General features: G+C 71.2%; 27 protein-coding genes and 1 pseudogene. 11 read left to right on the top strand and 17 right to left on the bottom strand.

Features of this window, described 5'->3' with window-relative positions; translation table 11 throughout:
• Window positions 1-16: 16 nt before the first annotated feature.
• Together C2L58_RS33275 and C2L58_RS33270 are read right to left on the bottom strand one after the other, a co-directional pair.
• Window positions 17-946 carry an NAD-dependent epimerase/dehydratase family protein gene (locus tag C2L58_RS33275; RefSeq protein ID WP_103341621.1) on the bottom strand — a complete coding sequence of 310 codons (930 nt, stop codon included), beginning with the start codon at window positions 944-946 and terminating at the stop codon, window positions 17-19.
• Window positions 947-969: 23 nt separating this feature from the next.
• Window positions 970-2103 (bottom strand): DegT/DnrJ/EryC1/StrS family aminotransferase, encoded by a 1134-nt coding sequence (locus tag C2L58_RS33270; protein WP_199191573.1) that lies wholly within the window; start codon window positions 2101-2103, stop codon window positions 970-972.
• Window positions 2104-2230: 127 nt separating this feature from the next.
• Between C2L58_RS33270 and C2L58_RS33265 the strand changes: the two are divergent.
• Both C2L58_RS33265 and lhgO read left to right on the top strand, forming a co-directional pair.
• Window positions 2231-2986, top strand: a pseudogene (locus tag C2L58_RS33265) (AfsR/SARP family transcriptional regulator); the annotation flags it as partial.
• 70 nt (window positions 2987-3056) lie between these two features.
• Window positions 3057-4247: an L-2-hydroxyglutarate oxidase gene (gene lhgO / locus C2L58_RS33260; RefSeq protein ID WP_103341619.1), complete on the top strand. Its 1191-nt coding sequence runs from the start codon at window positions 3057-3059 to the stop codon at window positions 4245-4247.
• Here the strand turns inward: lhgO and C2L58_RS33255 are convergent.
• Complete coding sequence (locus C2L58_RS33255) at window positions 4244-5245, bottom strand: DUF3558 family protein (RefSeq protein ID WP_103341618.1); 1002 nt, start codon at window positions 5243-5245, stop codon at window positions 4244-4246. The genes lhgO and C2L58_RS33255 overlap by 4 nt on opposite strands.
• 66 nt (window positions 5246-5311) lie before the next feature.
• The gene (serS, locus tag C2L58_RS33250; RefSeq protein WP_103341617.1) at window positions 5312-6574 is read right to left on the bottom strand and encodes a serine--tRNA ligase; all 1263 of its coding nucleotides are present in this window, start codon (window positions 6572-6574) and stop codon (window positions 5312-5314) included.
• 118 nt (window positions 6575-6692) lie between these two features.
• On the opposite strand from serS, the gene C2L58_RS33245 reads away from it, so the two are divergent.
• On the top strand, window positions 6693-7985 hold the full coding sequence (locus C2L58_RS33245) for an aspartate aminotransferase family protein (protein WP_103341616.1): 1293 nt from the start codon (window positions 6693-6695) through the stop codon (window positions 7983-7985).
• 301 nt (window positions 7986-8286) lie between these two features.
• Here C2L58_RS33245 and C2L58_RS33240 read toward each other — a convergent pair whose 3' ends face one another.
• The 4 genes from C2L58_RS33240 to C2L58_RS33225 are packed head-to-tail and all read right to left on the bottom strand — an operon-like array spanning window position 8287 to window position 11535.
• On the bottom strand, window positions 8287-9201 hold the full coding sequence (locus C2L58_RS33240; protein WP_103341615.1) for a haloalkane dehalogenase: 915 nt from the start codon (window positions 9199-9201) through the stop codon (window positions 8287-8289).
• A 58-nt stretch (window positions 9202-9259) separates the two neighbouring features.
• Window positions 9260-9712, bottom strand: coding sequence for a DUF350 domain-containing protein (locus C2L58_RS33235; RefSeq protein ID WP_103341614.1), 453 nt, complete (start codon window positions 9710-9712; stop codon window positions 9260-9262).
• 44 nt (window positions 9713-9756) lie between these two features.
• On the bottom strand, window positions 9757-10923 hold the full coding sequence (locus C2L58_RS33230) for a glutathionylspermidine synthase family protein (protein ID WP_103341613.1): 1167 nt from the start codon (window positions 10921-10923) through the stop codon (window positions 9757-9759).
• Window positions 10924-11535, bottom strand: a complete 612-nt coding sequence (locus C2L58_RS33225; protein ID WP_369904272.1) for a hypothetical protein — start codon at window positions 11533-11535, stop codon at window positions 10924-10926.
• Window positions 11536-11629: 94 nt separating this feature from the next.
• Here C2L58_RS33225 and C2L58_RS33220 point away from each other — a divergent pair, with 94 nt between their 5' ends.
• The 3 genes from C2L58_RS33220 (at window position 11630) to C2L58_RS33210 (ending at window position 13623) form a co-directional block, all read left to right on the top strand.
• A complete protein-coding gene (locus tag C2L58_RS33220; RefSeq protein WP_103341611.1) occupies window positions 11630-12658 on the top strand; it encodes a septum formation family protein in 1029 nt (342 codons plus the stop codon).
• On the top strand, window positions 12658-13008 hold the full coding sequence (locus tag C2L58_RS33215; protein WP_020642760.1) for a metallopeptidase family protein: 351 nt from the start codon (window positions 12658-12660) through the stop codon (window positions 13006-13008). Before C2L58_RS33220 ends, C2L58_RS33215 begins: the two co-directional genes overlap by 1 nt.
• 132 nt (window positions 13009-13140) lie before the next feature.
• Window positions 13141-13623: a hypothetical protein gene (locus C2L58_RS33210; protein WP_103341610.1), complete on the top strand. Its 483-nt coding sequence runs from the start codon at window positions 13141-13143 to the stop codon at window positions 13621-13623.
• On the opposite strand, the gene C2L58_RS33205 is transcribed toward C2L58_RS33210, so the two are convergent.
• The 3 genes from C2L58_RS33205 to pheA form a co-directional block, all read right to left on the bottom strand.
• Window positions 13620-14267 (bottom strand): DUF4232 domain-containing protein, encoded by a 648-nt coding sequence (locus C2L58_RS33205; protein WP_103341609.1) that lies wholly within the window; start codon window positions 14265-14267, stop codon window positions 13620-13622. The genes C2L58_RS33210 and C2L58_RS33205 overlap by 4 nt on opposite strands.
• A 117-nt stretch (window positions 14268-14384) precedes the next feature.
• On the bottom strand, window positions 14385-15002 hold the full coding sequence (locus tag C2L58_RS33200) for a histidine phosphatase family protein (protein ID WP_103341608.1): 618 nt from the start codon (window positions 15000-15002) through the stop codon (window positions 14385-14387).
• Window positions 14999-15907, bottom strand: coding sequence for a prephenate dehydratase (pheA, locus tag C2L58_RS33195; RefSeq protein WP_103341607.1), 909 nt, complete (start codon window positions 15905-15907; stop codon window positions 14999-15001). The genes C2L58_RS33200 and pheA overlap by 4 nt, the downstream gene beginning before the upstream one ends.
• 98 nt (window positions 15908-16005) lie before the next feature.
• On the opposite strand from pheA, the gene C2L58_RS33190 reads away from it, so the two are divergent.
• The 3 genes from C2L58_RS33190 (at window position 16006) to C2L58_RS49985 (ending at window position 18110) form a co-directional block, all read left to right on the top strand.
• Entirely contained in the window at window positions 16006-16626 is a 621-nt protein-coding gene (locus C2L58_RS33190; protein WP_103341606.1) for a macro domain-containing protein, read from the top strand.
• A 116-nt stretch (window positions 16627-16742) separates the two neighbouring features.
• A complete protein-coding gene (gene coaA, locus C2L58_RS33185) occupies window positions 16743-17675 on the top strand; it encodes a type I pantothenate kinase (protein WP_103341605.1) in 933 nt (310 codons plus the stop codon).
• Between the two features lie 279 nt (window positions 17676-17954).
• A complete protein-coding gene (locus tag C2L58_RS49985; protein ID WP_199191572.1) occupies window positions 17955-18110 on the top strand; it encodes a hypothetical protein in 156 nt (51 codons plus the stop codon).
• Between the two features lie 3 nt (window positions 18111-18113).
• Here C2L58_RS49985 and C2L58_RS33180 read toward each other — a convergent pair whose 3' ends face one another.
• From C2L58_RS33180 to C2L58_RS33170, 3 genes are all read right to left on the bottom strand, one after another.
• Window positions 18114-19622, bottom strand: coding sequence for a hypothetical protein (locus tag C2L58_RS33180; protein WP_103341604.1), 1509 nt, complete (start codon window positions 19620-19622; stop codon window positions 18114-18116).
• Between the two features lie 165 nt (window positions 19623-19787).
• Entirely contained in the window at window positions 19788-21113 is a 1326-nt protein-coding gene (locus C2L58_RS33175) for a hypothetical protein (RefSeq protein ID WP_369904271.1), read from the bottom strand.
• An 88-nt stretch (window positions 21114-21201) separates the two neighbouring features.
• On the bottom strand, window positions 21202-22122 hold the full coding sequence (locus tag C2L58_RS33170) for a nitrate- and nitrite sensing domain-containing protein (protein ID WP_103341602.1): 921 nt from the start codon (window positions 22120-22122) through the stop codon (window positions 21202-21204).
• Window positions 22123-22256: 134 nt separating this feature from the next.
• Here C2L58_RS33170 and C2L58_RS33165 point away from each other — a divergent pair, with 134 nt between their 5' ends.
• Window positions 22257-22574 (top strand): nucleotide pyrophosphohydrolase, encoded by a 318-nt coding sequence (locus tag C2L58_RS33165; RefSeq protein WP_103341601.1) that lies wholly within the window; start codon window positions 22257-22259, stop codon window positions 22572-22574.
• On the opposite strand, the gene C2L58_RS33160 is transcribed toward C2L58_RS33165, so the two are convergent.
• Window positions 22571-22909: a DUF3024 domain-containing protein gene (locus C2L58_RS33160; RefSeq protein WP_103341600.1), complete on the bottom strand. Its 339-nt coding sequence runs from the start codon at window positions 22907-22909 to the stop codon at window positions 22571-22573. The two genes, C2L58_RS33165 and C2L58_RS33160, sit on opposite strands and share 4 nt — an antisense overlap.
• A 128-nt stretch (window positions 22910-23037) precedes the next feature.
• Between C2L58_RS33160 and C2L58_RS33155 the strand changes: the two genes are divergently transcribed.
• Entirely contained in the window at window positions 23038-25314 is a 2277-nt protein-coding gene (locus C2L58_RS33155) for a helicase-associated domain-containing protein (protein WP_103341599.1), read from the top strand.
• On the opposite strand, the gene C2L58_RS33150 is transcribed toward C2L58_RS33155, so the two are convergent.
• Window positions 25284-25934 (bottom strand): class F sortase, encoded by a 651-nt coding sequence (locus C2L58_RS33150; RefSeq protein ID WP_103341598.1) that lies wholly within the window; start codon window positions 25932-25934, stop codon window positions 25284-25286. The two genes, C2L58_RS33155 and C2L58_RS33150, sit on opposite strands and share 31 nt — an antisense overlap.
• A complete protein-coding gene (locus C2L58_RS33145; protein WP_103341597.1) occupies window positions 25931-26419 on the bottom strand; it encodes an excalibur calcium-binding domain-containing protein in 489 nt (162 codons plus the stop codon). The genes C2L58_RS33150 and C2L58_RS33145 overlap by 4 nt, the downstream gene beginning before the upstream one ends.
• Window positions 26420-26533 lie beyond the last annotated feature (114 nt).

Raw genomic sequence — 26533 nt, 5'->3', positions numbered from 1 at the left:
GGCCCCGCAGTGGTTGTCACTCCGTTTCCTTGACCAGATCCCGCATCCCGTCCTCGACGGTGATCCGCGGCTCCCAGCCCAGCACTTCCCGCGCCCGGGTGATGTCGGCGGCGCGGCGCGAGACCAGCACGTCACGCTCGTTGAACAGCGGCTCGACGTCGACGCCGACGGCCTCGATGAGGATCTTGGCCAGCGCCGCGATCGACGTGTCGATGCCGGTGCCGATGTTGATCGGGAGGTTCGCCTTCTCGGACTCCAGCGCCGCGACGACGGCGTGCGCGAGGTCGGTGACGTGCACGAAGTCCATCGACTGGTCGCCGCGGCCGTCGATGATCGGCGGCTGGCCGGCGCGCAGGCGCTGGATGAAGTGGTTGATCACCGACGTGTAGTAGGCCTCGATCTTCTGGCCGGGGCCGTACACGTTGAAGAACCGCAGCGCGTTCCAGGACAGGCCCTTCTGGCGCTCGTAGAAGCCGAGCAGGTCCTCGCCGGCGCGCTTCGAGATGCAGTACGGCGTGAGCGGGCGCAGCTCGTCGTCCTCGTGCATCGGCAGCCGCTTCGGGTCGCCGTAGACCGACGCGGTCGAGGCGAACACCAGCCGCTCGACACCCTCGTCGGCGGCCGCGGCGAAGACGTTGTGGTTGCCGATCATGTTGATGTCGATCGACTCGTGCGGATCGGCGATCGACTTGTTGATCGACACCGTCGCGAAGTGGATGACGTGCGTGCAGCCGCGCATCGCCTCGCGCACCGCGCCGCCGTAGCGGACGTCCTTTTCGACCAGCTCGACCTGGCCGGTGGCGACGAACTCGTTGACGCGGGCGCGGTCGCCGCGGGTCATGTTGTCGAAGATCCGGACCGTGTAGCCGCCCTCGAGCAGCAGCGGGATCACGTGCGCGGCGATGAACCCGCCACCCCCGGTGAAGAACACCTTCTTGTCGGACACCAATTTCTCCTCGGTCGGCGGCTTCAGGACAGGGACTGCACGGCTTCGCGCACGACCTCGCCGACGCGGGTGACTTCCGCGTCGGTGAGGTTGGCGTGCATCGGGATGGCGAGCTGACGCGCGAACGCGTCGGCCGAAACGGGCAGCGGGGCCTGAGGCCCGTAGATCGGCTGCAGGTGCGAGGCGTAGGTGCCGAAGTTGCACTGGACGCCCTGCTCGCGGATGCGCATGGCGAGCGTGTCGCGGCTGACCTCGGGCGCGACCGTGAGCAGGTACGCCTGCCACGGGTGCTCGCGGTCGGGCAGCTCCACCGGCACGGTCAGCGCGCCGACGTCCGCGAACGCCTCGTGGTAGCGCTTCGCGACCGAGCGGCGGGCGGCCAGCAGGTCCGGCAGGCGGTCGAGCTGGACGTTCATGATCGCGGCCTGCACGTCCGAGAGGCGGAAGTTGTAGCCGAGCTCGTGGAACTCCGGGATGGGCAGCGTGTCCGAGCCTTCGCGGCTGATCGCCGGCTCGATGCCGTAGGTGTGCAGCTTGCGGGCGTGCGCGATGAGGTCTTCGCGGTCGGAGACCAGCGCGCCGCCCTCGCCCGCGGTGATGCCCTTGCGGCCGTGGAACGAGAACGCGGCGAGGTCGGCGAGGCTGCCGGCCGGGCGTGTCTTGTACGTCGCCCCCGCGGCGCAGGCGGCGTCCTCGAAGAGCCAGAGGCCGTGCTTGCCGGCGATCGCGCGGTACTCGTCGAAGTCACCGGGCTGGCCGGCGACGTCGACCGCGAGGATGCCGACGGTCTTCGGGGTGATCAGGGCTTCGACGTGCGCCGGGTCCGCGCTGAAGACGTCCGGGCGGATGTCGGCGAAGACCGGCTTCGCGCCCGCCTGGACGACGGCGTGGCCGGTCGCCGGGAAGGTGTAGTCGCCGACGATCACCTCGTCGCCCGGCCGGACCCCGAGGACTTTCAGCCCCAGGAAGAGCGCCGAACCGCAGTTCGCGGTCGTCAAGGCGTGCGCCGTGCCGGTGACCTGGGCGAAGCGCTCCTCGAAGCGGCGGCACGCCGGTCCGGCACCGGCCAGCCACCCCGACCGGAAGACTTCGGCGACGGCAGCGAGCTCCTCTTCGCCCACGGTGGGTTGACCTAGGGCAATGCTCTCGGGCGACATACCTCTCCCATTGCGTGGGGACCCGGCGAAGTGTATAGACGCTCGCTCAGGTGATTCACAGCCCCACGCCGAACTCCCCTTTGGAGTGACGCTTCCCCCAGGTCGGGGACGTCCTAGGCTGGTCTCCATGCGATTCGGGGTGCTGGGGGCCGTCGCCGCGTGGGGCCCGGACGGCACGCAGGTGGCGGTGGGCGGCCCGCGGTCGCGGACGCTGCTGGCGCTGCTCGCGCTGGAGGCCGGCCGGTTCGTCCCGGCCGACCGGCTGATCGACGGCATGTACGGCGAACACCCGCCGGACGGCGCCGCGAACGCCCTCCAGTCGCAGGTGTCGCGGCTGCGGACGGCGCTGAAGGACCTCGCGCCGGTCGAGTTCACCGCGGCCGGCTACCGGCTGGCCGTCGCACCGGACGAAGTGGACGTTCACTGCTTCGAACGGCTCGCCCGGACCGGCCGCACGCTGCTGAAGAACGGCGAGCACGGGCGGGCCGCGGAGGTGCTGGGCGAGGCGCTGGCGTTGTGGCGCGGGCCCGCGTTCACCGACCTGGCGGACGCGCCCTTCGCCGCCACGCAGGCCACCCGGCTCGAGGAGCTGCGCGCGGACGCCGCGGACGACCACGTCGAGGCCCGGCTGGCGCTCGGGCAGGCCGAAGACGTCCTCGCCGGCCTGCGGGAGACCGTCGCCGGGCAGCCGCTGCGGGAACGGCCGCGGGCGCAGCTCGTCCGCGCGCTGGCCGCCGCCGGCCGGCCGGCCGACGCGCTCGCCGCGTTCGAAGACGCCCGCCGCACGCTGGCCGACGAACTGGGCGCCGACCCTCGCCGGCCGCCGCGAGGATCCGCTCGCGGCGGGCCTCCCTCGTCAACCGCTTACCTGACATCGGTTAGGTACTTTACCTGACAGACGTTAGGTAACGCCAGGAAGACCATCTGCGAAGACTCGCGTAGCCTGATCGACCGTGCGCAACGTGGTAGTCGTCGGGGGCGGGATCGTCGGTCTGGCCGTGGCCTGGGAGCTGACCAGGCGCGGGCTGGACGTCACCGTCCTGGAAAAGGAATCCCGCTGGGCGGCCCACCAGACCGGGCACAACTCGAACGTCGTGCACGCCGGGCTCTACTACAAGCCCGGTTCCTTCAAGGCGCGGATGTCCGTCGCCGGCAACCGGTCCATCGTGGACTTCGCGCGGCAGTACGGCGTGCCCGTCGAGGTGTGCGGGAAGCTCGTCGTCGCGACCCACGAGCGGGAGATTCCCGCGCTGAACACGCTCGCCGAGCGCGCCGAGGCCAACGGCGTCCCGGCCAAGCAGATCTCGCCCGCCGAAGCGCGCGAGTACGAGCCCGAAGTCGCCTGCGTCGCCGCGTTGCGCGTCGAATCCACCGGGATCATCGACTTCCCCGCCGTCTGCCACGCGCTCGTCCGGCTGCTCGACGAAGCCGGCGTCGACCTTCGGCTGGACTCGCCCGCGCTGGCCATCCGGGCCGGGAGCCACGGCGGGGTCGAGGTCGCGACCGGCGACGACGTCGTCCAGGCCGATGCGCTCGTCAACTGCGCCGGCCTGCACTCCGACCGCGTCGCGCGGCTGGCCGGGCTGACGCCGTCCGCGAAGATCGTGCCGTTCCGCGGGGAGTACTACGAGCTCAAGCCGGAGCGGCGGCACCTGGTCAAGGGCCTGATCTACCCCGTGCCGGACCCGACGCTGCCGTTCCTCGGCGTGCACCTCACGCGCATGCTCGACGGCAGCGTCCACGCCGGCCCGAACGCCGTGCTCGCGCTGCGCCGCGAGGGCTACCGCTGGCGCGACTTCTCCGCGAAGGACGTCGCCGAGGTCGCCGGTTTCCCCGGCGTCTGGCGGCTCGCGCGCAAGTACGCGTTCCCGACCGGGCTCGACGAGGTGCGCCGCTCGTTCTCCAAGAAGCGGTTCGCCGCGAGCCTCGCCCGGCTCGTGCCGGCCGTCACCGAAGACGACATCGTCCGCCACGGCTCCGGCGTGCGCGCCCAGGCGATGCGCCGCGACGGCTCGCTCGTCGACGACTTCCTCATCGAGACCGCGCGCGACCAGGTGCACGTCCTGAACGCGCCGTCGCCGGCCGCGACGAGCGCGCTGGAGATCGCGCGCCACATCGCGGACCAGGTTTCCTCGGAGAGTTAGCCCGGCAGGTTCGCGGTCACCAACGGCAGGCCCTGCTTGACGAGGTCGCAGGTTTTCGTGTCGTCGCCGATGAACCCGCTGACCACCTGCACCGACGACGTGTCGGTGATCGCCAGGGTCGCGCCGCAGGTCACCCGCAGGCCGCCCATGTTGGGAAACAGGCCCCACTTGCGGCCGCCGACGTCGACGGTTTCGGTCGGGTTGACGCCCTTCGCGCCCGGCCACTCCCCGACCGGCGTGCTGGGACCGAACCAGACCTCGAACGCCTTCTGGCCGCCGTCGCCGTCGGTGTCGTCCCAGAGGCAGTACGACGCGTTCGGCACCGTGGACGAGGTGTCCTTCTCGCCGGTGGGCGAGATGTCCTTCAGCTGGGCCACCTGCTCGGGCTTCAGCGCCGCGCACGGGTCCGCCGACAGCAGCGGGCCGCCCGGCTCGGGCTTCGCCGACGTCGTCGGCGTGAGCGGCGGGGCGTCCTGCCCGCCCGGCAGGTGCGCCGCGACCTGCGGGATCACGGTCTTCGCCAGTTCGCACGATTTGTCGAGCTTGCCCGCCGAGACGCTGACGTAGGCGAACGACTTGGTGCCGAGCAGGGCGTAGAACGTGCAGTCGCCGGGCAGGATCGAGGCGTACTGCGTCCAGGTCAGCCCGCCGACCGGCAGCGGCTCGGACTTCTTGACGGCGCCCGAGATGTACTCGTTGAAGTCCATGTCCGAGGCGACGCCCACGTTGAGGACGGCCGACGGCTCGATGTCGTCCTTCGAGTTCCAGAGGCACATCGGCGGCTGGAGCCGCTCCTTGTTCTCCGGCACCGAACGGCCCGGCGACCGGTAGCCGAGGGCGTCGACCTGGGCCTCATCGAGCAGCGTGCAGGCGTCGACGGCCTGGGCGACCGGGCCCTGCCCCGGCACGGGCGACGCCGAGCCACCGACCGTGACCGTGCAGCCGGTCACCACGGTCACGGCCGCCAGTGCCGCCGCGACCTGCCACCTCTTGCGCATGCGAGTCCTCCCGTTCGGCCCGGACTGTACTGGGACGAACGGAGCAGCATCGCGGATCCATCCGATTCAGCGAGGCGTGAGGACTTCCTTGCCGCCGACGAACGGGCGCAGCGCCTCCGGCACGCGGACCGAGCCGTCTTCCTGCTGGTGGTTCTCGACGATCGCGGCGATCCAGCGGGTGGTGGCCAGGGTGCCGTTGAGCGTCGCGGCGATCTGCGGCTTGCCGTTCTCGTCGCGGTACCGGACCGAGAGGCGGCGGGCCTGGAACGTCGTGCAGTTGGACGTCGAGGTCAGCTCGCGGTACGTCTCCTGGGTGGGGAGCCACGCCTCGCAGTCGAACTTGCGGTGCGCGGACGTGCCGAGGTCGCCGGTCGCGGTGTCGATCACCCGGTAGGGCACCTCGATCTTCGCCAGCATCTGCTCTTCCCAGCCGAGCAGCCGCTCGTGCTCGGCCTCGGCGTCCGCCGGCTTGGCGTAGACGAACATCTCGACCTTGTCGAACTGGTGGACGCGGATGATGCCCCGGGTGTCCTTGCCGTACGAGCCGGCCTCGCGGCGGTAGCAGGACGACCAGCCCGCGTACCGGTTCGGGCCGTCGTTCAGGTCGAGGATCTCGTCGGCGTGGAAGCCGGCCAGCGGCACCTCCGACGTGCCGACGAGGTAGAGGTCGTCGTCGGCGAGGTGGTAGATCTCGCTCGAGTGCTGCCCGAGGAAGCCGGTGCCGGCCATGATCTCGGGACGGACGAGCGACGGCGTGATCATCGGCGTGAAACCGTTCTCGAGCGCCTGCGCGATGGCCATGTTGAGCAGGCCGAGCTGCAGCTGCGCGCCGACGCCGGTGAGGAAGTAGAACCGCGAGCCCGAGACCTTGGCGCCGCGTTCCATGTCGACGCCGCCGAGCGCTTCGAGCAGCTCGAGGTGGTCCTTCGGGGTGAAGTCGAACTTCGTCGGCTCGCCGACGTGCTTGACCACGGCGAAGTCGTCTTCGCCGCCGACGGGCGCGTCCGGGTGCACGAGGTTCGGCACGGTCCGGAACAGCTGGTCGAACTCCTCCGACGCGGTGTTCTGCTCCGCTTCGGCGGCCTTGACCTGCGCGGCGAGCTCCTTGGCCGTGGCCAGCAGCTGCTGCTTCTCCTCCGGCGGCGCCTTCGGGATCTGCTTGCCCAGCAGCTTCTGCTCGTTGCGCAGCTTGTCGGCGGCCGCGATCGAGGACCGGCGCCGGGAGTCGAGGGAGAGCAGCTTGTCGACCACTCCCTCGTCTTCACCACGAGCGCGCTGCGACGCGCGCACGGCTTCCGGGTCATCGCGCAGAGTCCTGGGGTCAATCACGGGTCAGAGGGTAGTCCGTACAGACTGTGCGGCCCTACTGGGTTATCCCGACAGTCTGATCGTTGAAGCGCTGTTCACGGCGTCCCCATACTCCAGGGAAACCCTGAGGAGGCGCCCGATGACCGACGAGCTGCTGACCCGGCACCGCGCAGTCATGCCGTCCTGGATGTCGCTGCTCTACGAAGAGCCGATCGAGATCGTGCACGCGCACGACCGCCGGATGACCGATTCCCAGGGCCGCACCTACCTGGACTTCTTCGCGGGGGTGCTGACCAACTCGATGGGCTACGACGTCGCCGAGATCGGCGACGCGGTCCGCAAGCAGCTCGACACCGGCATCCTGCACACCTCGACGCTGTATTTGATCCGCTCCCAGGTCGAGCTGGCCGAGCGGATCGCGAAGCTGTCGAACATCCCGGACGCCAAGGTGTTCTTCACGAATTCGGGCAGCGAGGCCAACGACACGGCGCTGATGCTGGCGACGCAGTACCGCCGCAGCAATCAGGTGCTGGCGATGCGCAACTCGTACCACGGCCGTTCGTTCGGAACGGTCGCGATCACCGGCAACCGCGGCTGGTCGGCCTCGGCGTTGAGCCCGGTCAAGGTCAACTACGTCCACGGCGGCTACCGGTACCGCAGCCCGTTCCGCGACATGACCGACGCGGACTACATCGACGCGTGTGTCGCGGACCTGGTGGACGTCCTGGACACGGCAACGGCGGGCGACGTGGCCTGCTTGATCGCCGAGCCGATCCAGGGGGTCGGCGGCTTCAGCCTGCCGCCGGACGGCCTGTTCCGGGCGATGAAGGAGGTGCTCGATTCCTATGGAGTGCTGTTCATCTCGGACGAGGTCCAGACGGGCTGGGGCCGAACGGGCGAGCACTTCTGGGGCATCGAGGCGCACGGCGTGACCCCGGACATGATGACGTTCGCCAAGGGCCTCGGAAACGGCCTGGCGGTCGGCGGCGTAGTAGCCCGCGGCGACGTGCTCGACTGCTTCCAGGCCCAGTCGTTTTCGACGTTCGGCGGCAACCCGGTCTCGATGGCGGGGGCAACAGCGGTCCTGGACTACATCAACGACCACAACCTCCAGGCCAACTGCGCGGCCAGGGGGGCGCAGCTCCTTTCGGGGCTGCGCGCCGCGGACTCGCCGATCGTGGCGGAGGTACGCGGCAAGGGCCTGATGATCGGGATAGAGCTGATCAAGCCGGGCACGACAACGCCAAATGTCCCAGCCGCCGCCCGCATGCTGGAGGAGACGAAGAAGCGCGGCTTGCTCATCGGCAAGGGCGGCCTGCACGGAAACGTGCTGCGCCTGGGCCCCCCAATGACCCTGACGGCGGAGGAGGCCCAGGAGGGCCTGGACATCCTGATCGACGCACTGGCGGCAACAAACGCAGCGCTGGCCTGACCCAGACAAAAGGAGCGGGTGGTCATCCCGTCGCCTGAGGCCGCAAAAATCACTTTGAGCCGGGCCCGCAACCCACAGACCAACGCAAGACAACGACGCAAGCTTGCGGGCCCGGCTCAAAGTGATAGGCCTCGATCAGGCGACGGGATGACCACCCAGCGGCCCACCTCGAGAAGGTGAGACGGCAGCGGCAAGAGGTGGCCATCCCAGAGCCTGCCCGTCCGGCGAGGACAGCTTTTGCTTTTCTGCCGCGGCAGAAAAGCAAAGCGGGTCCGACTTGCGCAGCCGGCCGCCAGTCCGCTCAGCCCCGCACGAACCGCGCCACGTGCTCAGCCAGTTCCTCGCCCGCATCCTCCTGCAGAAAGTGCCCTGCCCCCGCGATCACCGGGTGCTCCAGTCCCCGCGCCCCCTTCATCGAGCGCTGCAAAATCGGGGCCAAGCCACCCGTGATGGGATCGCCGTCGGAAAACGCCACCAGGAACGGAAGCTCCAGCTCGGTCAACGTCTTCCACGCCGCGCGGTTGGCCTCCGTTGCCGGGTTGTCGGGCCGGTAGGGCACCAGCCCCGGCATGGCCCGGGGACCGGCCTTGTACGTCTCGTTCGGGAAGGGTGCGTCGTAGGCTGCCCGCACCGCGTCCGGCAACTTCGACGCGCAGCCGGACTGCACGAACCGGGCGACGTCCAGCACCGGCGCCTTCTCGACGGCCTCGCGGAAGGCGTGCCACGCCGCCGGCATGTCGTGGTCGCCGCTCGGCAGGCCCGTGTTCGATGCCACCACCCGGGCGAACCGGGCCGGCTCCGCCGCCACCAGGCGCAGGCCGATCAAGCCGCCCCAGTCCTGGCCGACCAGGGTCACGTCGTGCAGGTCCAGCGCGTCGAACGCGAACCCGCGCATCCACTCGACGTGGCGGGCGTACGAGTGATCCGCCTGGTTCGCCGGCTTGTCGGACCGGCCGAAGCCCACCAGGTCGGGGGCGATCGCGCGCAAGCCGGCCAAGGCCAGGACCGGGAGCATCTTGCGGTACAGGAACGACCAGCTCGGCTCGCCGTGCAGCAGCAGGACCACCGGGCCGTCCGCCGGGCCCGCCTCGACGTAGCCGACTCTGATGCGACCGTCGTGCGGGTCGTCCAGCTCGGCGTAGCGGGGCTCGAAGGGGAAGTCGGGCAGGTCCGTGAACCGGTCGTCCGGTGTCCTCAGCAGGCGCACGGACCCCACGCTAGTGCGAACGGAAGAGCCGGACCACGCGTCACGTGGCCCGGCTCACAAACACCGCTCAGGAGATGCCGACCGCCACCACGAGGCCCAGGCCGAGGTGCGCCGCCGCGACGACGATGCTCACCGGGGCGAACTTCTCGCTCTCGATGGTCGAGGCCACGTCGATGCGGGTCGCCCACTCCAGGAGCCGGACCGCGACGACCTGGACGATGATCCCGAGCAGGCCGTAGACCAGCGAGGTGATCAGGCCCTCGGTGAGGTCGCTCGCCGAGTTGAAGATCGCCACGACGACGATGAACGCCATCGAGAGCATCCCGGACGCCGTCACGATCACGGCGTTCGGCAGGCCCTGCGTGACCAGTTTCGACAGCTTGCCCGGCGTGGTCCAGTCGATCGCGTAGAAGCCGGCGAACATCAGCAGCAGCCCGATGACGCCGTACAGCAGGATCGCGCCGATCCCCCGCACGAGGTCGGAGCCGAACGTGTCGGACAGCGCAAGGGTCGTGTTCACGAATTGTCTCCCGGGAGAAAGAGCTGATCAGCAGCGGTGTTGTATCACGACTCGGGGATGCGATGTGGGACAAATGCCGCACCGTCGTCGGTGACCAGGCCGCCGGTCTCGCGGATGCCCAGCCCGGCGGAGCTGTCGCCGACGATCCACGCACCGAGGGCCGGCCGGTAGCCGTCGAACTCGGGCAGCGGGTCGAACGCCTGGTAGACGAAGCCTTCGGCGCCGTAGACGCCGTCGGTCTGGGTCTCGTAGCCGGTCGCGACGATCTGCACGTTCGCGCCCTCGCGGCCCAGCTTCGGCTTGCGGACGTACTCGGTGAGGATGCCGGGGTCGTCGGCGAACGCGGGCAGCAGGTTCGGGTGGCCCGGGTAGTTCTCCCACAGGATCGCCAGCAGCGTCTTGTTGGAGAGGATCATCTTCCAGAGCGGCTCGATCCACAGCGTCCGCGGCAGCGACTCGACGGCGTTGCGGCCGAACTCCTCGTCGACCACCCACTCCCACGGGTACAGCTTCAGCACGGTCGCCATCTGCTGCTCTTCGAGGTCGACGAACCGCTTGAGCACCGGGTCCCAGCCGATCTCCTCGATCGCCAGGCCCACCGTGTCGAGGCCGGCCTCGGCCGCGGTCTCCTGCAGGTACGCCGTGGTGACGTTGTCCTCGCCGCTCGGGTCGGCCGCCGACCAGGTGAAGTGCAGCTCGTTGGACGGCAGCTTGTCCCGCAGGAACGCCCACCGCTCGACGAGCTTCTCGTGGATCGAGTTCCACTGGTCGTCGTCCGGGAAGACGTCGGTCTTCCAGTGCCACTGCAGCAGGGACGCCTCGAGCAGCGTGGTCGGCGTGTCCGCGTTGTACTCGAGCAGCTTCGCCGGCGACTTGCCGTCGTAGCGCAGGTCGAACCGGCCGTAGACGTGCGGGTCCTGCCGCTTCCACGACTCGGCGATGTGCGGCCAGACCCACTCGGGGATGCCGAAGCGCTGGTAGCCCTCGGTCGTCACGACGTTGTCGACGGCCTCCAGGCACATCGAGTGCAGCAGCTCGACGTCGGCCTCGAGCGAGAGGACCTCGTCCATGTCGAAGACGTAGTGCACGGACTCGTCCCAGTACGGCCGCACCCGGCCGCTGCCGTCGCGGGCCGGCGTGCCGTAGACGAGCCCCTGCTCCTCGACGATCCGCTGCCAGTCGCGCCGCGGCTCACGCCGGTCCCGGTACACCTACGATCCCCCGCTCTTGCCGCTGCCGCCGGTGCCCCCGGTGCTGCCGCTCTTGCCGCTGATGCCGAAGCCGCCGCGCTGGACGGACTTGCCGGACTTCGTGTTCACGCTGGTCCGCGACGACGGCGGGTCGTAGGACCCCCCGGTGACGGGCTGCCCGATCGTGCCGCTGCCGCCGTAGTTGTACCGGTAGCTCTGGTAGCCACCGCCACCGATCGGGATGAACCAGAAGCCGCCGCTGGAGTAGCCGTGGTGGCTGGTGACGTAGTTCTCGTCGCAGTTGTCGTCGTTCTGGACGACGCCGCTGCTGTCGGTGCAGACGGCGGTGACCTCGCCCTGCGGCTTCGCGACGGTGTAGAACGTCGCGACCAGGCCGACGAGCCCGACCGTGACGCCGCTGCCGATCAGGATCTTGCGCCGCGTCGCCGCCTTGGCATCGGCCTGGCGGGTCAGCTCCTCGTCGCGCTCCTCCTGGACCAGCGCCTGCTGGCGGGCCCGCTGCTCGGCGAGCGAGGGCTCTTTGGGACGGGTGTTCGAGTCCTGAAACCTCATCGAGCCGCGCTTCGGCGGCTCGGGGGGCGGCTGGTCCCCAGTATTGTTGTCCTGCGTCATGTGCGCTCCGTAATCACCGGCCACCGCGAAACCGTGACCACCCTAACCACCCGGACCGCGCACGTCATGCGCGGCGCGGGCATCATGGACTGCGATGTCTCCCAGTGCCGATCGGTTCCCCACCGCCCCTCAGACGTTACGCACTCGCGTCGTGATGGGCGGGATCTTCGCGGGCGCGCTCATCGCGCTCGCGCTCAGCGTCGTGTTCTCGTGGAGCGACGGCATCGTCGGCGGTTCCGGCGGCGGCGCGGGCAAGCTGTCGGCGGCGGCTCAGGAGGCGTTCCACTCCCCGCCCGGCAGCTGCCTGACCTGGGACAACCCGGACGCCAGCGACGCGCGCAAGGTGGCCTGCACCCAGCCGCACCTGTTCGAGGTGACCACGCTCGTGGACATCGGCGCCCAGTACCCGGAGGGCGCGCCCGTCCCGTCGCTGGACCAGTGGCAGCAGATCGCGCAGCAGAAGTGCACCGCGGACGTGAAGCCGTACCTCGGGCACAAGCTCGACCCGTACGGCAAGCTCACGACGAATCTGCTCCGCCCGACGCCGTCACAGTGGGAGGACGGCGACCGCCAGCTGCGGTGCGGCCTGCAGTGGGCGGGCCCCGGCGGCAAGCTGCTGCCGACGACCGGGCCGGCCAAGGACCAGGACCAGTCGCTGGTCTTCGAGCCGGGCACCTGCCTGGCGCTGCGCGGCAAGGGCGTCGGCGATCCGATCGACTGCACGAAGCAGCACTCGTACGAGATCGTCGCGACCCTCGACCTCAAGACGAACTTCAAGGAGGGCTACCCCTCCCAGGACAACCAGAAGGCCTGGCTCGACACCGAGTGCAACAAGGCGGCGGGCGACTACACCGGCGGCGCCGACCTCGAGGCGAAGAAGGTGATCCTGACCTGGGACCTGCGGGAGCAGGAGAGCTGGGACACCGGCTCGACCAAGGTCAACTGCAAGGTGGCCTCGGTGCTGCCGGACAAGAGCGGCCTGCAGGCGGTGACCGGCAGCGTCAAGGCCGCCCCGGCGGGCCCGGACGGCGGCCAGCCCCAGGACGGCGGCCCGCCATCGGACGGCGGCGGTGGCGCGGCCACGCCGAATCCCGCGCCGTCGACGGCGAAACAGGGCGGCTGATGCCCGTCGAGATGAGCCGGGAGCGGTTCGAAGAGCTGGTCTCCGAGGCCCTGGACGAGGTGCCACCCGAGTTCGCGCGCGCGATGGACAACGTCGTCGTGCTCGTCGAGGAGTTCAACGACGAAGCACCGGACATCCTGGGGCTTTACCACGGGATCGCGCTGACCGAGCGGACGTCGTCGTACGGCGGGGTGCTGCCCGACCGGATCTCGATCTACCGGCAGCCGATCCTGGCCATGTGCGAGGACGAGGACGAGGTCGTCGAGGAAGTCCTGATCACCGTCGTGCACGAGCTGGGGCACCACTTCGGCATCGACGACGCCCGGCTGCACGAGCTCGGCTGGGGCTAGTGGCAACCCCCGTGACCACGATCGGGTCCCGGCCTGCTCGGTGACGAATCGGACTCAGCCGCGGCGCCGACCCACCACGATCCGGGATTGTGAGCTGAAATAGCTCCTCACCCAGGTGGTGAGGAGGCAGTCATGCGCACCGTGGACCCGGGGACCGGCACCGACGCCGATCCCGACTTCGACGAGTCTCCGGCCGAGCCCGAGTCCGAGTCCACCTCGCCCCCGCCGTCACGCCGGTTGCTCGTGGTGTGCGCGGTGGCCGGGTTCGTGCTGGGCGGCAGCGTGCTCGGGCTCCTGTGGGGACTGTCCGGAGTGCACGCCGGCGCGCTCGAAGACGCCGTCGCGGCGTGCCAGGCGCTCGACCGCGTGGGCGAGCTGCCCGACACGAGCCGGGACGCGCAGCCGTCGCTCACGCCCGGGCTCAGCTCGGAGCGGCTGCACCGGATGATGGCGGCGCGCGAGCTGGCCGCGGCCGCCGCCCAGGTGAACGCCAACTACCAGCCGCTGGCCGACCACATCGACGGCGTCAGCCGGATGGTGCTGAGCCTGCACTTCAACGACATCTCCGGCCAGCGGCACCTGACCGAGGCCAAGGAGATCTGTGGCCGGATTTAGGCGGGGTGGACCGTCTTCACCGCGAGCTGGTTGCCCGGGATCTTCGTGCTGGCGCAGCCGGTGCCGTCGTCCGGCACGAAGTTCGACGCGGTCTCCTGCGGCAGGTAGATGCGCAGGCCCTTGACCGGCGTCGGCTGGCAGGTGCCCGGGTCGAAGTTGCGCACGTTGACGAACTGGATGTCGGCCGCCGCCGCCTGGCCCGGGTTCAGCTTGACGGCGTTGCCCTTGGTGCCGTCGCGGAAGGCGTCCTTGCCGACCTGGTGCCCGTCCGCACCGGCCACATAGGACACGCCGGGGAAGCCCTGGATGGTGCACGGCTTCGAGCTGGAGTTCGTGATGAGCAGCGGCCGGTACGTCGAGCCGGCGCCCGAGTCGCCCTGGCCGAGCGAGAGCTTGACGTCCCCGGACCGGCACAGCCCGCTGTCGGCGGGCTGGGCGGCGGGCGGGGGCGCGACCGGCGTCGAGGTGGGGGTGGGGCTCGACGTGGCGGTGGTGACCGTCGTGGTGGCGGTCGGCGACGCCGAGGTCGACGGCGTCGAGCTGCTCGCCGCGTTCGTGGTGCCGCCACCGCCGCAGGCGGAAAGCGCGAGGACGCCCGCCGAAGCCGCGACAACCGGGAACAACCGTGAAAGCTTCATGTCAATCGCCTCCCTGGTGTGGTGCTACTGGGTAGACGTACCGGGTCGCGGGCGGGTTGGCTGCTCTCGTAAATTCCCCACCGGACGTGTTCTAAACGTGACAGGATCACACGTTCGGGGGCTTCAGAGCGGCGTGTCGACCCAGGTCAGGCACCGCCACTGGCCGTCCGGCCGCGCCGCCAGCTCCACGAGACCGGTGTTCGGGATCAACGCCGCGTTGGCGACGTCCGCGTGCACGTTCGGCGCCAGCCACTCCGCGGCCAGCCGGATCGCGCCGCCGTGGCTGACCAGGGCGATCACCCCGTCCGGGTCGGCCTGCTCGTGCTTGGCGCGCAGCCGGCCGACCGCGTCCAGCATCCGGGTGCGCACGCTCGTGCCGCTCTCGCCGCCGGGCAGCGACGGCGTCAGCTCGCCGAGCGTCCAGCGCCGGACCGTCTCCATGTACGTCCGGATCGACGCGTGGTCCGTCGCCCCTTCGAGATCACCCGCGACGACTTCGTGCACCCCGTCGACGACCTGCACGTCCAGGGAGAGCCGCGCGGCCAGCGGCGCCGCCGTCTGCTGGGCGCGCGTCGCCTGGGACGCGTACACCGCGACCACCGGTTCCTCCGACAGCCGCACCGCGAGGTCGGCCGCCTGCCGCCGGCCGAGCTCGGTCAGCGGCGGGCCGGGGAGGGCGGTGTCCAGCGCGCCGCGGACGTTCCCGTCGGTCTGCCCGTGGCGGATGAGCAGCAGCCTCACGCGTGGGCCCCCTTGCGGACGGCGTCGGCCCACGCGGCCGCTTCGACGAAGTCGTCGTTGCCGAAACCCGCCTCGATGGTGGTGGCAACGCCGTCGGCACGCGGGTGCGAGCCGAGGAACCGCAGGTTGCGGCAGTGCCGGCGCAACGCCGTCAGCGCGTCGAGGACCCGGGGCTCGGCCACGTGGCCCTCGAAGTCGATGAAGAAGCGGTACTCGCCGAAGTTGCTGCGCGTCGGCCGGGCGTCGAGCCGGGTCAGGTTGATGCCCCGGCTGGCCAGCTCGGTGAGCAGCTCGGCGAGCGTGCCGGTGCGGTTCGCGGCCGCGGCGACCACGGACGTCCGGTCCGCGCCCGTCCGCTCCGGCAGCTCGCCCGGCCGGCGGACCAGCAGGAACCGCGTGGCCGCGTCGGTGACGTCGGCGACCTTGGTGGCCAGCACGTCGAGGGCGTAGTGCTCGACCGCGACCGGGGCGCAGACCGCCGCGTCGAAGTCGCCGTCCAGCACGCCGACCGCGGCGGCGGACGTCGACGACGACGCCACCGCGTTCGCGTTCGGCAAGTTCGCCTCCAGCCACTCGCGGACCTGGGCCAGCGCGTGCGGGTGGCTGGCGACGGTGCGGATCTCCCCGCCGCCGGGCCGGGTCAGCACACTGAAGTGGATCGGGAGGATGGTCTCGGCGACGGCGACCAGCGGCGCCGACTCGCTGAGCCCGTCGAGCGTGGCGGGCACCACACCTTCGACGGAGTTCTCGATGGGAACGCAGGCGGCGTCCGCCGCGCCCTCGCGGACGGCCGTCATCGCCTGCCTGATGGTCTCGAACGGGATCAGTTCTTCGCCGGCGGCGAGCACCCGCGCGGCCTGTTCGGTGAAGGTCCCCTGAGGGCCGAAGTATGCGATCCGTGACACAGCACCCAGGCTACGGGGCCTGGCCGTGGCGACATTCACTCGGACAGCCGGTACGGGAACCGGTTACGCCGGGTGGCTTTTTTTGCGATGCTGAGGGCGTGACCGCCGAATCCGGCACGCACGCCGGACGTGAGGGCGCCAAGCCGCCGCTCGCCCCTCGCGCACCGGAGCTGGTGCTGTGCGCTGTCGAGGAACCACTCGCCGATGCCTGGACCGCCGCCGCGCAGAAACTGGCCGGCCGGGTCCGGGTGCACCGCGGGTCGGTGCTCGACGTCGTCGCCCAGGCCGTGGTCAGCCCGGCCAACTCCTACGGCTGGATGCGCGGCGGCATCGACGCCGTCTACGCGCGGGCGTTCCCGGGCGTGGAGCAGAGCGTCCGCAGCGCCGTCCTGGCCTTCCACGGCGGTGAGCTGCCGATCGGCGACGCCGTGGTGGTGCCGACCGGCGAAGCCGAGCCGGCGTGGTTGATCAGCGCGCCGACCATGCGGGAGCCCGGCGAACTGCTGCCCGCCGACACCGTCCACCCGTACCTCGCCGCCCGCGCGGTGTTCCTGACGTGGCGCGACGGCGAGCTCGACCACGGCCCGGTGCGGGAGTTCGTCCAGACGATCGCGATGCCGGGCCTCGGCACCGGCGTCGGCGGCGTGGCCGCCCCGACCTGCGCCCGGCAGGTCGCCGCGGCCTGGGACGAAGTCTTCGGAAATCGTGACGCTCGGTGATCAACCCCTGTTGGGGGGTGGACTACGTCACAGCGCTTTAACCGGCCGTAAGCCCTACCGTTGATCGAGCAGGTAAAAACGTCCGCCAGTGCAGGCGACGGCCGGAGGAGTGTGCGATGACCCGGGTCCGCGAACTCAGCCCGTATGTCGAGCTGCACCGGGAACAATGGAAAGAACTGCGGAGTTCGACTCCGCTGCCGCTGACCGCGGCCGAGCTGCTGCGGCTGCGCGGCCTCGGCGAGCAGGTCGACCTGGCCGAGGTGGCCGACGTCTACCTCCCGCTGTCCCGCCTGATCAACCTGCAGGTCGCCGCCCGCCAGCGGCTCTACGAAGCGACGACGACGTTCCTCGGTGACGACTCCCGCGGCACGAAGGTCCCGTTCGTGATCGGCATCGCCGGGAGCGTGGCGGTCGGCAAGTCGACCACCGCCCGCATCCTGCGCACGCTGCTCGCCCGCTGGCCGGACCACCCCCGCGTCGACCTGGTCACCACCGACGGCTTCCTGTACCCGCGAGCCGAGCTGATGCGGCGCGGGATCATGCACCGCAAGGGCTTCCCGGAAAGCTACGACCGCCGCGCGCTGCTGCGGTTCGTCACGGAGGTCAAGTCGGGCGCCGAGCGCGTCGCCGCGCCGGTGTACTCGCACCTGGCCTACGACATCCTGCCCGGCCAGGAGCAGGTGGTGCAGCAGCCGGACATCCTCATCGTCGAGGGCCTGAACGTGCTGCAGCCGGGGCCGCGGCTGATGGTGTCCGACCTCTTCGACTTCTCGATCTACGTCGACGCGCACACCGACGACATCCAGCGCTGGTACGTCGAGCGGTTCCTCGAACTGCGGCACACGGCGTTCGCGGACCCGGCGTCGCACTTCCACCACTTCGCCGGCCTGCCCGACGACGAGGCCCGCGCCGAGGCGCGGCACCTGTGGCACTCGATCAACGAGCCGAACCTGATGGAGAACATCAAGCCGACCCGGCCGCGGGCGACGCTGGTGCTGCGCAAGGACTGCGACCACGCCATCAACCGGGTCCGCCTGCGCAAGCTCTGACCCGCTCGTGAGTGGTAAGGCGGGTTAGAACCCGCCTTACCACTCACGAGCGTTGGCGGGCTGGTCACGCGGCCTGTCACCCACATGCCGCGCATTCGCACGCTGAGCGAATGCGCGGCCACGAATCGTTGCCGATTCGCGACTCTCCGCGCCGGAATCCGGCCGATCGGCCGAGGTGCGCCGTTCAGCCGTAACCGGTTGGCCGATACCCCCGGCCGCTGGGGAAAGCGACCCTGAAGAAGTCAGGAAAACGGCTCTGAGCTGGGGAGGAGGCCCACGATGTTCACGATGATCCTCACGTGGGTCGGTGCGGTGCTCGGTCTGGCCTTGCTGATCGCGATGGCCGCCGGAACGTTCGTCGTCGACTTCGACGACCGGCTGCAGGAGCGCCGCCGCAAAGCGAAGCCCGTCGAACCCGCGGGACCCCTCCCCTAGGCGTCAGAGCTCGGCCAGCGCCGCCAGGTACGCGTCCTCGTCGTATTCGAGGTTTTCCCCGTCCAGCAGGCTGTTTTCCAGTGCGTCGATCAGCTGCTCGAAGATCTCGTCGCGGTCGAGTTCGCCCTCCTTGAGGCGCTCGACGGCCGGCCAGACCTCGGCGGGCTCGTTGTCCCACAGCTGGTCGACGATCGTCGCGCGCAGGATCAGCCGCTGCTCTTCCTCGTCCTCGTCGGCCTCGGCGATGACGAGGGCGCGGCGCTGGTCGGGGTCGGTCGGGTCGAGGTCGACCTCTTCCTCGTCGATTTCCGTGGTCAGCGACGGCACGGCGAACATCCGGCGCTCCAGCGCGTCGGCCAGTTCGGTCGGCGACAGCTCGTCGGTGCCGGCGAAGTAGCGCTCCAGCGGTGAGTCGTCCTCGTCGCCGTACTCGCTGAGGTAGTCGGCGACGGCTTCGTCGAGGGCGGCGATCGCGGTCTCGGTCAGGTGCGCCCGCTCGCCCGCCCACTGCACCCAGGCCAGCACGACCGGCTCGACGGCGTCTTCGTGGTCGGCGTCGAGGTCGTACTCCTCGCCCAGCAGGCCCTCGAGGAACCGCGCGATCTTCTCCGGCCCGACGCGCAGCGGGTTGCCCGGGTCGGTGCGCAGGCCGTGTTCGAGCAGCAGGGCGCCGATCGCGCGGGCGGCGTCGGCGTCCTCCCCGCTCGCCGCGACGAACTGCTCGACGACGGCGGCGCGCTCGGTGGCGGACCACTCGGCCACCTCGGGCACCAGCGCGGGCTCCGGCAGCGCACGGCACCAGGTCAGCGCGACCGCGTGGAAACGCGCGTAGTCCTCGCTGACGTCGGCCTCGTCGAGGTGGTCGGTGGCGGCGAGGCCGTCCGCGATCAGGCGGTGGGCCTCGGCGGGGTCGACCGCCTCGAAAAGGACCAGTTCCGGGTCGGCGTCGGACTGCTCCCGCATCTCGGCGATGACCTCGGCCGGCCCGTCGATCACGACGAGGTCCCGCACCCGGCCGCCCTCGGTGAAGTCGAGCAGCGCGAGCAGGCCGTACGCCTGGTCGCCGTGGGAGAAGACGCAGAGCAGGGACGACTCGTCGCCGTAGACGTCCCCGGTCCGCCAGCACTCGCCGGCGGTGACGCGGCCCAGCTCGCCGGCCCAGGTCGGCGCGGGGATGCCGCGGCCGAGGACGACCTGCAGCCCGGCGTCGGCGGCCTTGCGCTCGACGTCGGTCTCGGCGACGACCTTCAGCGCGGCCAGCAGCGCGGCGGCACCCGGGGTGATCTTGCGCTGCGCGAAGGCGATGAGCTCCAGGCCGAGCGGCTCTTCGCCGTCCTCGACGGGCACGTCGTGGAACTGGCCGAGCACCTCGGAGGCGAGCAGCTCGACGTCGGCAGGCGCGGGGTCGGCGCCCAGCGCCGAGAAGTCGTTCAGGACGTCCTTGAACAGGCCGGTCACGCTGTGCGTGACGGGCTGCGGCTGCCTCTTGCGGGCGCGACTGACCGGGCTCATAACGTCATGCTTTCACCTCACCGCGAGTGGGTCGCGGTGGCCCTGGCGCGGGTCCCGCCGCCTGCTCGGCGGGGAGGCGCCGAGCGGGGACGACGGAACCGGGCCACCGCGACGCCTGGCGCGCTCACGATGTCCCGGTGCACGTGTAACACCGGTTCGCCTGGGTCAACGAGGGGTGCGCGGGGAGGTTACGGGTTTCGGCAGCGCGATCCGGGCGGCCCGGATTTCCGTGATCAGCCGGGTTTTCCGCCGGTGGTTTTCCACCAGCGCGGCCAGGTAAGCGGTGAATTCGTCCGGTGCCCCGGCCCGCTTGTGCAAGCTGCGCAACAGCTTCAGCCGGCGCGCGGCTTCCTGGTAGGCCTGCGGGTCCTTGCGCTCGATGAGTTCGTCGACGTGCTCGCGGAAGACCGGGATCGTCTCGGCGGGGTGCTCGGCGGCCCGCTGTTCGGCCAGTTCCAGCTTGAGCTCGGCGGACGCGCCGAACCGCACGCAGGCCCGCCAGGCTTCGTCGGGACGGCCGTCGTCGAGCAGGACCCGGACCAGCTCGTCCGCCTGCTCGACCCCTCCGGCGGCACGTTCGCGCAGGCACGCCAGCGCGTCCCGGCGCTGGACCGTCCACTTCCCGTCGGCCGTCGCGGCCTCGCGCAACGCGGTGAACGTCTCGCGATCCGGCTTGGCGTCGAATTCCTTGCGACGGCGGGAGGTCTCGCTTTCCGGCTCCGGTGCCGGCGGCTGCTTGTCGTGGGTGAGCGCGCGGGCGGCGTGCGCGATGGCCTCACTGTGGCGTCCGGCGGCGCGCAGCACCCGGACGATCTTGAGGCTGACGTCCACGCGCGGCGGCTTGGCCGACAGGATCGCCACCAGCTCGTCGACGTCGCCGAGCACTTCGGCCAGCTGCTCGCGCAGCCGTTCGGCCACGTCTCGGCGGTGGCCCGGCCCGTTGGCCGCGAGTACCTCGTCCACAGTGGACTTGATCCGCTTGAGCCCGGGCTCGCCCAGCGCCGTCGCGAACTCGGCGAGGTCGATCACCGGGCGGCCGGGGCCGTCGAACTCGACCTCGAGGATCCAGTCGGCCAGCTTCTCCGGGTCCGGCGGCCGCGCGGCGCAGGCGCGGGCGTACAGCTCGACGGCCCGGTCCAGCCGGTCGGCCAGGTCGCCGGCGTGGTCGCCGGACTGCTCCAGCACCTCGCTGATGTCGTCGACCGTGCGCCGGGCCAGCGGGGCGAGGTCGGCGCGGCTGCCGGCGTCGAGCATCCGCTGCAGCGTGTCGAGGACCGCGCCGATCTTGGCGGTGTACTCGACGTTCCCGTCGGTGACCGCGGTATCGAGCAGCCGGTGGGCTTCGGTGACGTCACCGGATTGGGTGGCGGCGCGCAGCTCGAGCGAATGCCGCAGCTCCGGATCGCGCTCGGCTTGGGCGTGCAGCAGGTCCGCCAGCGTCTCCGCGTCCAAAGTGCGCAGGTAGGGGCGAAGATCCGAGGGGGGACTCACGCGCACCAGTCTGCCTGACGGCCCTCGCCACGCGTGTGGGCCAACCGCGTGCTCTTTTCGGAGTAATCCATGACGTTGCGTGAGCGGCTCAGCGGCGGCGCAGGTCGTCGAACACGGCTTTCAGCGGCCAGGGATCCGGCAGCCCCGGCCGTCGTGACCGTGCGTGGCGGGGTCGCGGGATGGCCGCGTGCACGGTCGGCACCATGATCGGGACGACCGGCACCGGAACCCGCGCCACCAGCCGCCGGACCACCACCATCAGCAGCCCGGCGAACAGCAGGAGCGCCGTTCCCGCCGCCAGCGCCCCGGCGAGGGTGCGGCGGCCGTCGTCGAGCGTCAGCTGCACGGCGTACTGGCTCTGCTGCGTGTACAGCAGGCCGAGCTGAGCGGCCACGGCGTAGGAGGCGCTTCGCCACGTGGGTTCGGGCACTGGAAGCGGTTCGGCGGCGGTGAACGCGTTCTCGGCGGCGGCCAGCCTGCTCCATTCGGCGCTACGGGTGAGCGATTCGTACGCCGTCCGGCCACTCTCGGTGAGCTGCGGGACGACCCGCGCCAGCTCGGCCCGGTAGGAGGCGACGGCGGAGGTGAACGATCCCCGCGTCACGTTGTCCAGCCCGGCCAGAGCGAGGGAATCGGAGCGATCCATGCCTTCGGCGACGGAAAGCAGCTCGACGGCGGTCGTCTGCTGGCAGGCGGATTCGGCGTCCGGGGCGTGGCGCGCGTACTCGCGCAGGCCGGCGATGGCGGACTCGATCCGCTGTGTGTAAGTCGCATACGCGGCACTCCGCTGTTCGGGCGCGGCCATCGCCGCGCTGCGCTCGGCCTGCAGCGCGACCACCGCGCGGGCCGTGCGGTCCGCGGCCGCCGCCGTCTGCACGGCCGCGTCCCGCGTCCGAACCGCTTGGTGGATCAGGAGAATCGCAATCACGACGGCCACGGCGACGAGCGCGCCACCGGGGATGAACGCGATGCCCAGCATGCGGCCGCGGACGGATCGCAGGTACTTCAAGACGTTCCCTTCCCAGCCTTGGTCCCCGCAAGCATCCCGACGAAGTTCAACCTATTGAGTGAGAGATTCACCGGTCAACGCCAATCCGCCATACGGCTGTTAGCGCACGGTGACGGCCGGGCACAATCGCAGTCGTGACTTTCGACGAGGTAACCCAGCGGCTGCGCGGTTTCGCCGCGGCCCGCGCGTGGGAGCCGTACCACACCCCGAAGAACCTCGTGATGGCGCTTTCCGGCGAGGTCGGCGAGCTGACCTCGCTGTTCCAGTGGCTGACCCCCGAGGAATCCGACGCGTGGCGCGAAGATCCGGCGCTGGAGGGGAAGGTGCTGGACGAGATCGCGGACGTCACGCTGTACCTGCTGCAGCTGGCCGACCGGCTCGGCGTCGACCTGGCCGCCGCGGCCCACGCGAAGATCGACCGCAACGAGCTCCGCTTCCCGCCGCCGGCCTAGCCCCAGAACACCCCGCCGGGATTGCGGTCGATTTCGGCGAGCAGCGCGGGCGGCGTGCTGGCGACCGGCGCGTCCGGGTAGCTCAGCCACTTCCCGTTCCGGTCGGCCCACCACACCGACCAGATGCCGAACTCGTCGAACCGCAGCTGCGCGATCTTCTGCTCGCTCCACTCGGTCCCGGCCTGCGGCGACCACGGCGCGCGGCGTTCGACGATGGTCACCGTGCGGCCCCGCGTCCGGCACTCGACCCGGATCCGGTCCTGGAGGTGCTCGGGGACGCGCTGCGCGCACCACCGCTCGATCTGCCGCAGCGCGAGCTCCGGAATTGCCGCCATGGTGCCAGTGAACCGGGTCCCGCCCGGCCAGGCCGCACGGGGGCACCACCGAGTGCGGCGAGCCCCGCCGCGGCGGGGCGCCGACCCGGCGACGGCGTGGCCGGCGAACGGTGCTCTAGCCTGGGCCGATGACGACCGCCGACGAGCTGCTCGGCAGGCTGGCGGGCCTGGACGAGGCCGCACTGGCGAAGGTGCTGGCCCACCGGCCGGACGTGCTGCAGGAACCGTGGCCGCGGCGGCTGGACGTCGTCGCCGCGCGGCTCGCGTCGGGTGGGTCCGTCGATGCCGCGCTGCTCGGGTTGCCGCTGCCGCTGGTGCAGGTCCTGCGAGCCGTCCAGCTGGGTTACGCGCTCGGGTGGCGGCCGGCGCCCGTCGCGGAAGTCGCCCGGCTGCTCGGCACGGACGCCGCCACCGTCGAGTCCTCGGTGGACGAACTGGCCGAGCGAGCGCTGCTGTGGGGCGACGAGGACGGCGTCAAGCTGCCGGAACTGCTGCACCGCACCAGTTTCGGCGCCGAGGGGCTCGGGCGGCCCGTCGAGAACCTGCTCGGGGAGCTCGGCACGCGCCGGCTGGCCACGCTGTCGCGGGCCCTCGGCCTGCCCGGCGCCGACCGCAAATCCGAGCTCCTGCTCGCCCTCGTCCGCTTCTTCCGGGACGGCGAAAGCGTCCGCGAACTCTTCGCCACCGCGCCCGCGGAGACCCGGAACCTGTTGCTGGACATGGCCGGCGGCGTTCCCGAGGTCGAAGGCCTGGTCCCGGCGGGCTGGGCGTTCGACCACGGGTTCCTGTTCGGGACCTACCACGGCACGGTGGCCATGCCGATCGAAGTGTCGCTCGCGCTGCGCGGCCCGGGCCACCAGCTGCCGTTCACGCCCGAAGAACCCGGGTACGCCGTCACCCACACCGGTGCCGAGGCGGCCGAAGCGGCGTCGTCGGCGGCCGCGCTGCGGTTGCTCGACCGCGTGTCGGCGGTCCTCGACCTGGCCACCGCGGAACCGTTGCCGCTGCTCAAGGACGGCTCGATCGGGACCCGGCTGGTCAAGAAGCTCGCCAAGGACACCGGGGCCACCCCGGCGGAGATCGAACTGGCCATCGACCTCGCCGCGCAGGCCGGGCTGCTGGTGGCCGACGAGCCACCGCCGCCGCGTCGCGGCCAGAAGGCACCCGCGCCCACGCTCGCGCCGGATCCGGACCTCGCGCGGCCCGCGCCTGCGCTGTTGTACCGCCTGCTGCTGACGACCTGGTGGGACCCGGCGCCGCCGCAGTTCGAGACCGACGTCGACGCGCTGGTGCGACGGCTGGTCCTTCGGCTGCTGGCGCGGCTGGCTCCCGGAGACGCGCTCGACGTCGACACGCTGATCCTGCTCGCCGAATGGCACGCGCCGCTGCTGCCGACCGACGACTTCGCCGGGCACGTCCGGGCCGCGCTCGGCGACGGCGAACTGCTCGGCGTCGTCGCGCACGGCGCCGTGACCGCGGCCGGACGCGCCCTGCTCGCCCAGGAAAAGCTCGTCGAAGTCACCGGCGAACTGGTCTCCCGGGCGCGCACGACGGCGTTGTTCGGCACCGACCTGACCGCGATCGTGCCCGGCTCGCCCGACGCCCGGCTCGCCGCGCTGCTCGACCGCGTCGCCGACCGTGAAGCGCAGGGCACCGCGACCAGCTGGCGGTTCTCCCCCGCGTCCGTCCGGCGGGCGTTCGACCAGGGCGCGACGACGGCCGGACTGCTCGACGACCTGCGGGCCATCGCCGCGGGCGACCTGCCGCAGCCGCTGGTGTACCTGGTCAACGACGTCGCGCGGCGGCACGGCGAGGCGCAGGTGTACGACGTCGCGAGCGTCGTCGTCGGCGAGCCCGCCGTGCTGGCCGAGCTCGCCGCGCACCGGAAGCTCGCCAAACTCGGCCTGCGCCCGGTGGCACCGACCGTGTTGACGTCCACTGTGGACGCCGCGGGCACGCTGGAGGCGTTGCGCCAAGCGGGTTACGCGCCGACCCACCACGCCGCGGACGGCAGCATCGTGCTGCCCGCCCGTGACCAGCCCGAGCCGACGGTAGCCGTCCGAGACCCCGGCCCCGGCGAGCGGCCCGCCGATCCCACCGAACACGCCGAACGGCTGCTGGCCACCCCGGCGCGCGGCCCGGCCCTGCTGCGCGGGCAGCTAGCCCGGGCGATGAGCGACCGCTACGCGGGCCGGCTCACGCCGAAGCAGCAGCAACTCTGCTGGCAGCTCGAAGCCGGGCTGCCGGTCGACATCGCCTACGGCGGCGAGCACCTGGTCATCGCCTATCCCGAGCTAGACGGTGACGTCCTGGACGTGTGGTCCCTCCGGGAGCGCACCTACCGGCGGCTCGAGCTGACCCGGATCGAGCTGGCTCAGGCCTCGACGGCGGTGAGCCTCGCGTAGGCCACGACGTTGTCCAGGTAGTTGCCGCTCGCCCGGTCGAAGGCCCCGCCGCAGGTGATGAGCCGCAGTTCGGGGTCCGGGGTGTCGCCGTAGACCTGGTCGGTCGGGAACGTCGCCTTCGGGTAGTGGTCGACGCGGTAGACGGTGAAGACCGCGACCCGGCCGTCCACGCGGCCGACCTTGGCCTGCTCGCCGGGGCGCAGCTCCTTCAGGCGGGAGAACGCGCCGGGCACGTGCTTGTAGTCGACGTGCGCGGCCAGCACGGCCGGGCCGGTCTCCCCGGGCGACGGCGCGCCGGTGAACCAGCCCACCGTCGTCGCGTCGCCCGGGACTTCCAGCGCGCCGTCCGGCGTGAGGCCGAGGTCCTTGATCGCCTCGGCCCGCACGCCGATCGCCGGAATGGTCAGGGACGCCGGTTTCGCCGCGGAAAGGCCGTCGGCGGCCGTTGCCGAGGTGTGCGCGATGCTCGCGGTGCCCGCCGGGTTCGTGGCGGCCGGGCTCGGCGGGGCGATCTCCTGCGGCGCTTTCGGCGACAGGACGAGGACGAGGGCCACGGCCAGGACCACGCCGAGCGCGGCGGCGACCGCCGCGACCGCGGGCCACAGGCGCGGGTGCCTCAACTCGGGCGCCGGCGCAGGTAGAGCACCATGCCGCCGGACACCGTCGCGGCGAGCAGCGTGCCGCCGAGCACGAGCAAGCCGGGGACCTCGGCGTCCGGCTCACCGCCGCCGGTGGCGACGCCGCCGACCGGCTTGACCTTCACCTGGCCGCCGGTGGTGGCGGGCTTCTTGGTGGTCGTCTTCGGGGCGGTCTTCGGCGCGGAATGCGGTGTGGTGACCGGCTTTTCCGCCGTGGTCGTGCTCCGCTGCATCCGGTGCGGCAGATCGTTGCAGGCGATGCCGTCCTTGTCGCGGTCCAGGTGGTTCGGGTCGCCCGGCGTGGCGTCGAAAACCGCCTGGGCTTCTTCCTGGTACTGGAAGTCCGGGCAGTTCTTGTCGCCGACGAGCGGCGTCGCGAGCTGCGCGGAAGCGAAGGGGACGGGGCCGAGAAGAGCGAACCCGGCGACGGCGGCGGCCGTCGTCAAGGCGCGGCGAAACAGGGACAACGGAATTCCTTCCGAGCGGAATCTGGGGCGATTGCGTGGTTACTATCGCCGCCTCGGCGGTGCCGTTACGGACTGTTCCGGAATTCCGGAAATGCCAGCGTCCCACGAAGAACG

The sequence above is a fragment of the Amycolatopsis sp. CA-126428 genome (assembly GCF_002904335.1).
Taxonomy (GTDB): Bacteria; Actinomycetota; Actinomycetes; order Mycobacteriales; family Pseudonocardiaceae; genus Amycolatopsis.
Note: the sequence above shows the minus strand (reverse complement) of the source record. Positions and strands in the feature narration are given on the sequence as shown.

Coding starts and splice junctions, on each gene's coding strand:
- C2L58_RS33220 (WP_103341611.1), top strand. CDS start 11,630: ATGTCTCCCAGTGCCGATCGGTTCCCCACCGCCCCTCAGACGTTACGC.
- coaA (WP_103341605.1), top strand. CDS start 16,743: ATGACCCGGGTCCGCGAACTCAGCCCGTATGTCGAGCTGCACCGGGAA.
- C2L58_RS33155 (WP_103341599.1), top strand. CDS start 23,038: ATGACGACCGCCGACGAGCTGCTCGGCAGGCTGGCGGGCCTGGACGAG.
- C2L58_RS33225 (WP_369904272.1), bottom strand. CDS start 11,535: ATGACGCAGGACAACAATACTGGGGACCAGCCGCCCCCCGAGCCGCCG.
- C2L58_RS33255 (WP_103341618.1), bottom strand. CDS start 5,245: ATGCGCAAGAGGTGGCAGGTCGCGGCGGCACTGGCGGCCGTGACCGTG.
- C2L58_RS33215 (WP_020642760.1), top strand. CDS start 12,658: ATGCCCGTCGAGATGAGCCGGGAGCGGTTCGAAGAGCTGGTCTCCGAG.
- C2L58_RS33270 (WP_199191573.1), bottom strand. CDS start 2,103: ATGTCGCCCGAGAGCATTGCCCTAGGTCAACCCACCGTGGGCGAAGAG.
- C2L58_RS33210 (WP_103341610.1), top strand. CDS start 13,141: ATGCGCACCGTGGACCCGGGGACCGGCACCGACGCCGATCCCGACTTC.
- C2L58_RS49985 (WP_199191572.1), top strand. CDS start 17,955: ATGTTCACGATGATCCTCACGTGGGTCGGTGCGGTGCTCGGTCTGGCC.
- C2L58_RS33160 (WP_103341600.1), bottom strand. CDS start 22,909: ATGGCGGCAATTCCGGAGCTCGCGCTGCGGCAGATCGAGCGGTGGTGC.
- C2L58_RS33180 (WP_103341604.1), bottom strand. CDS start 19,622: ATGAGCCCGGTCAGTCGCGCCCGCAAGAGGCAGCCGCAGCCCGTCACG.
- C2L58_RS33245 (WP_103341616.1), top strand. CDS start 6,693: ATGACCGACGAGCTGCTGACCCGGCACCGCGCAGTCATGCCGTCCTGG.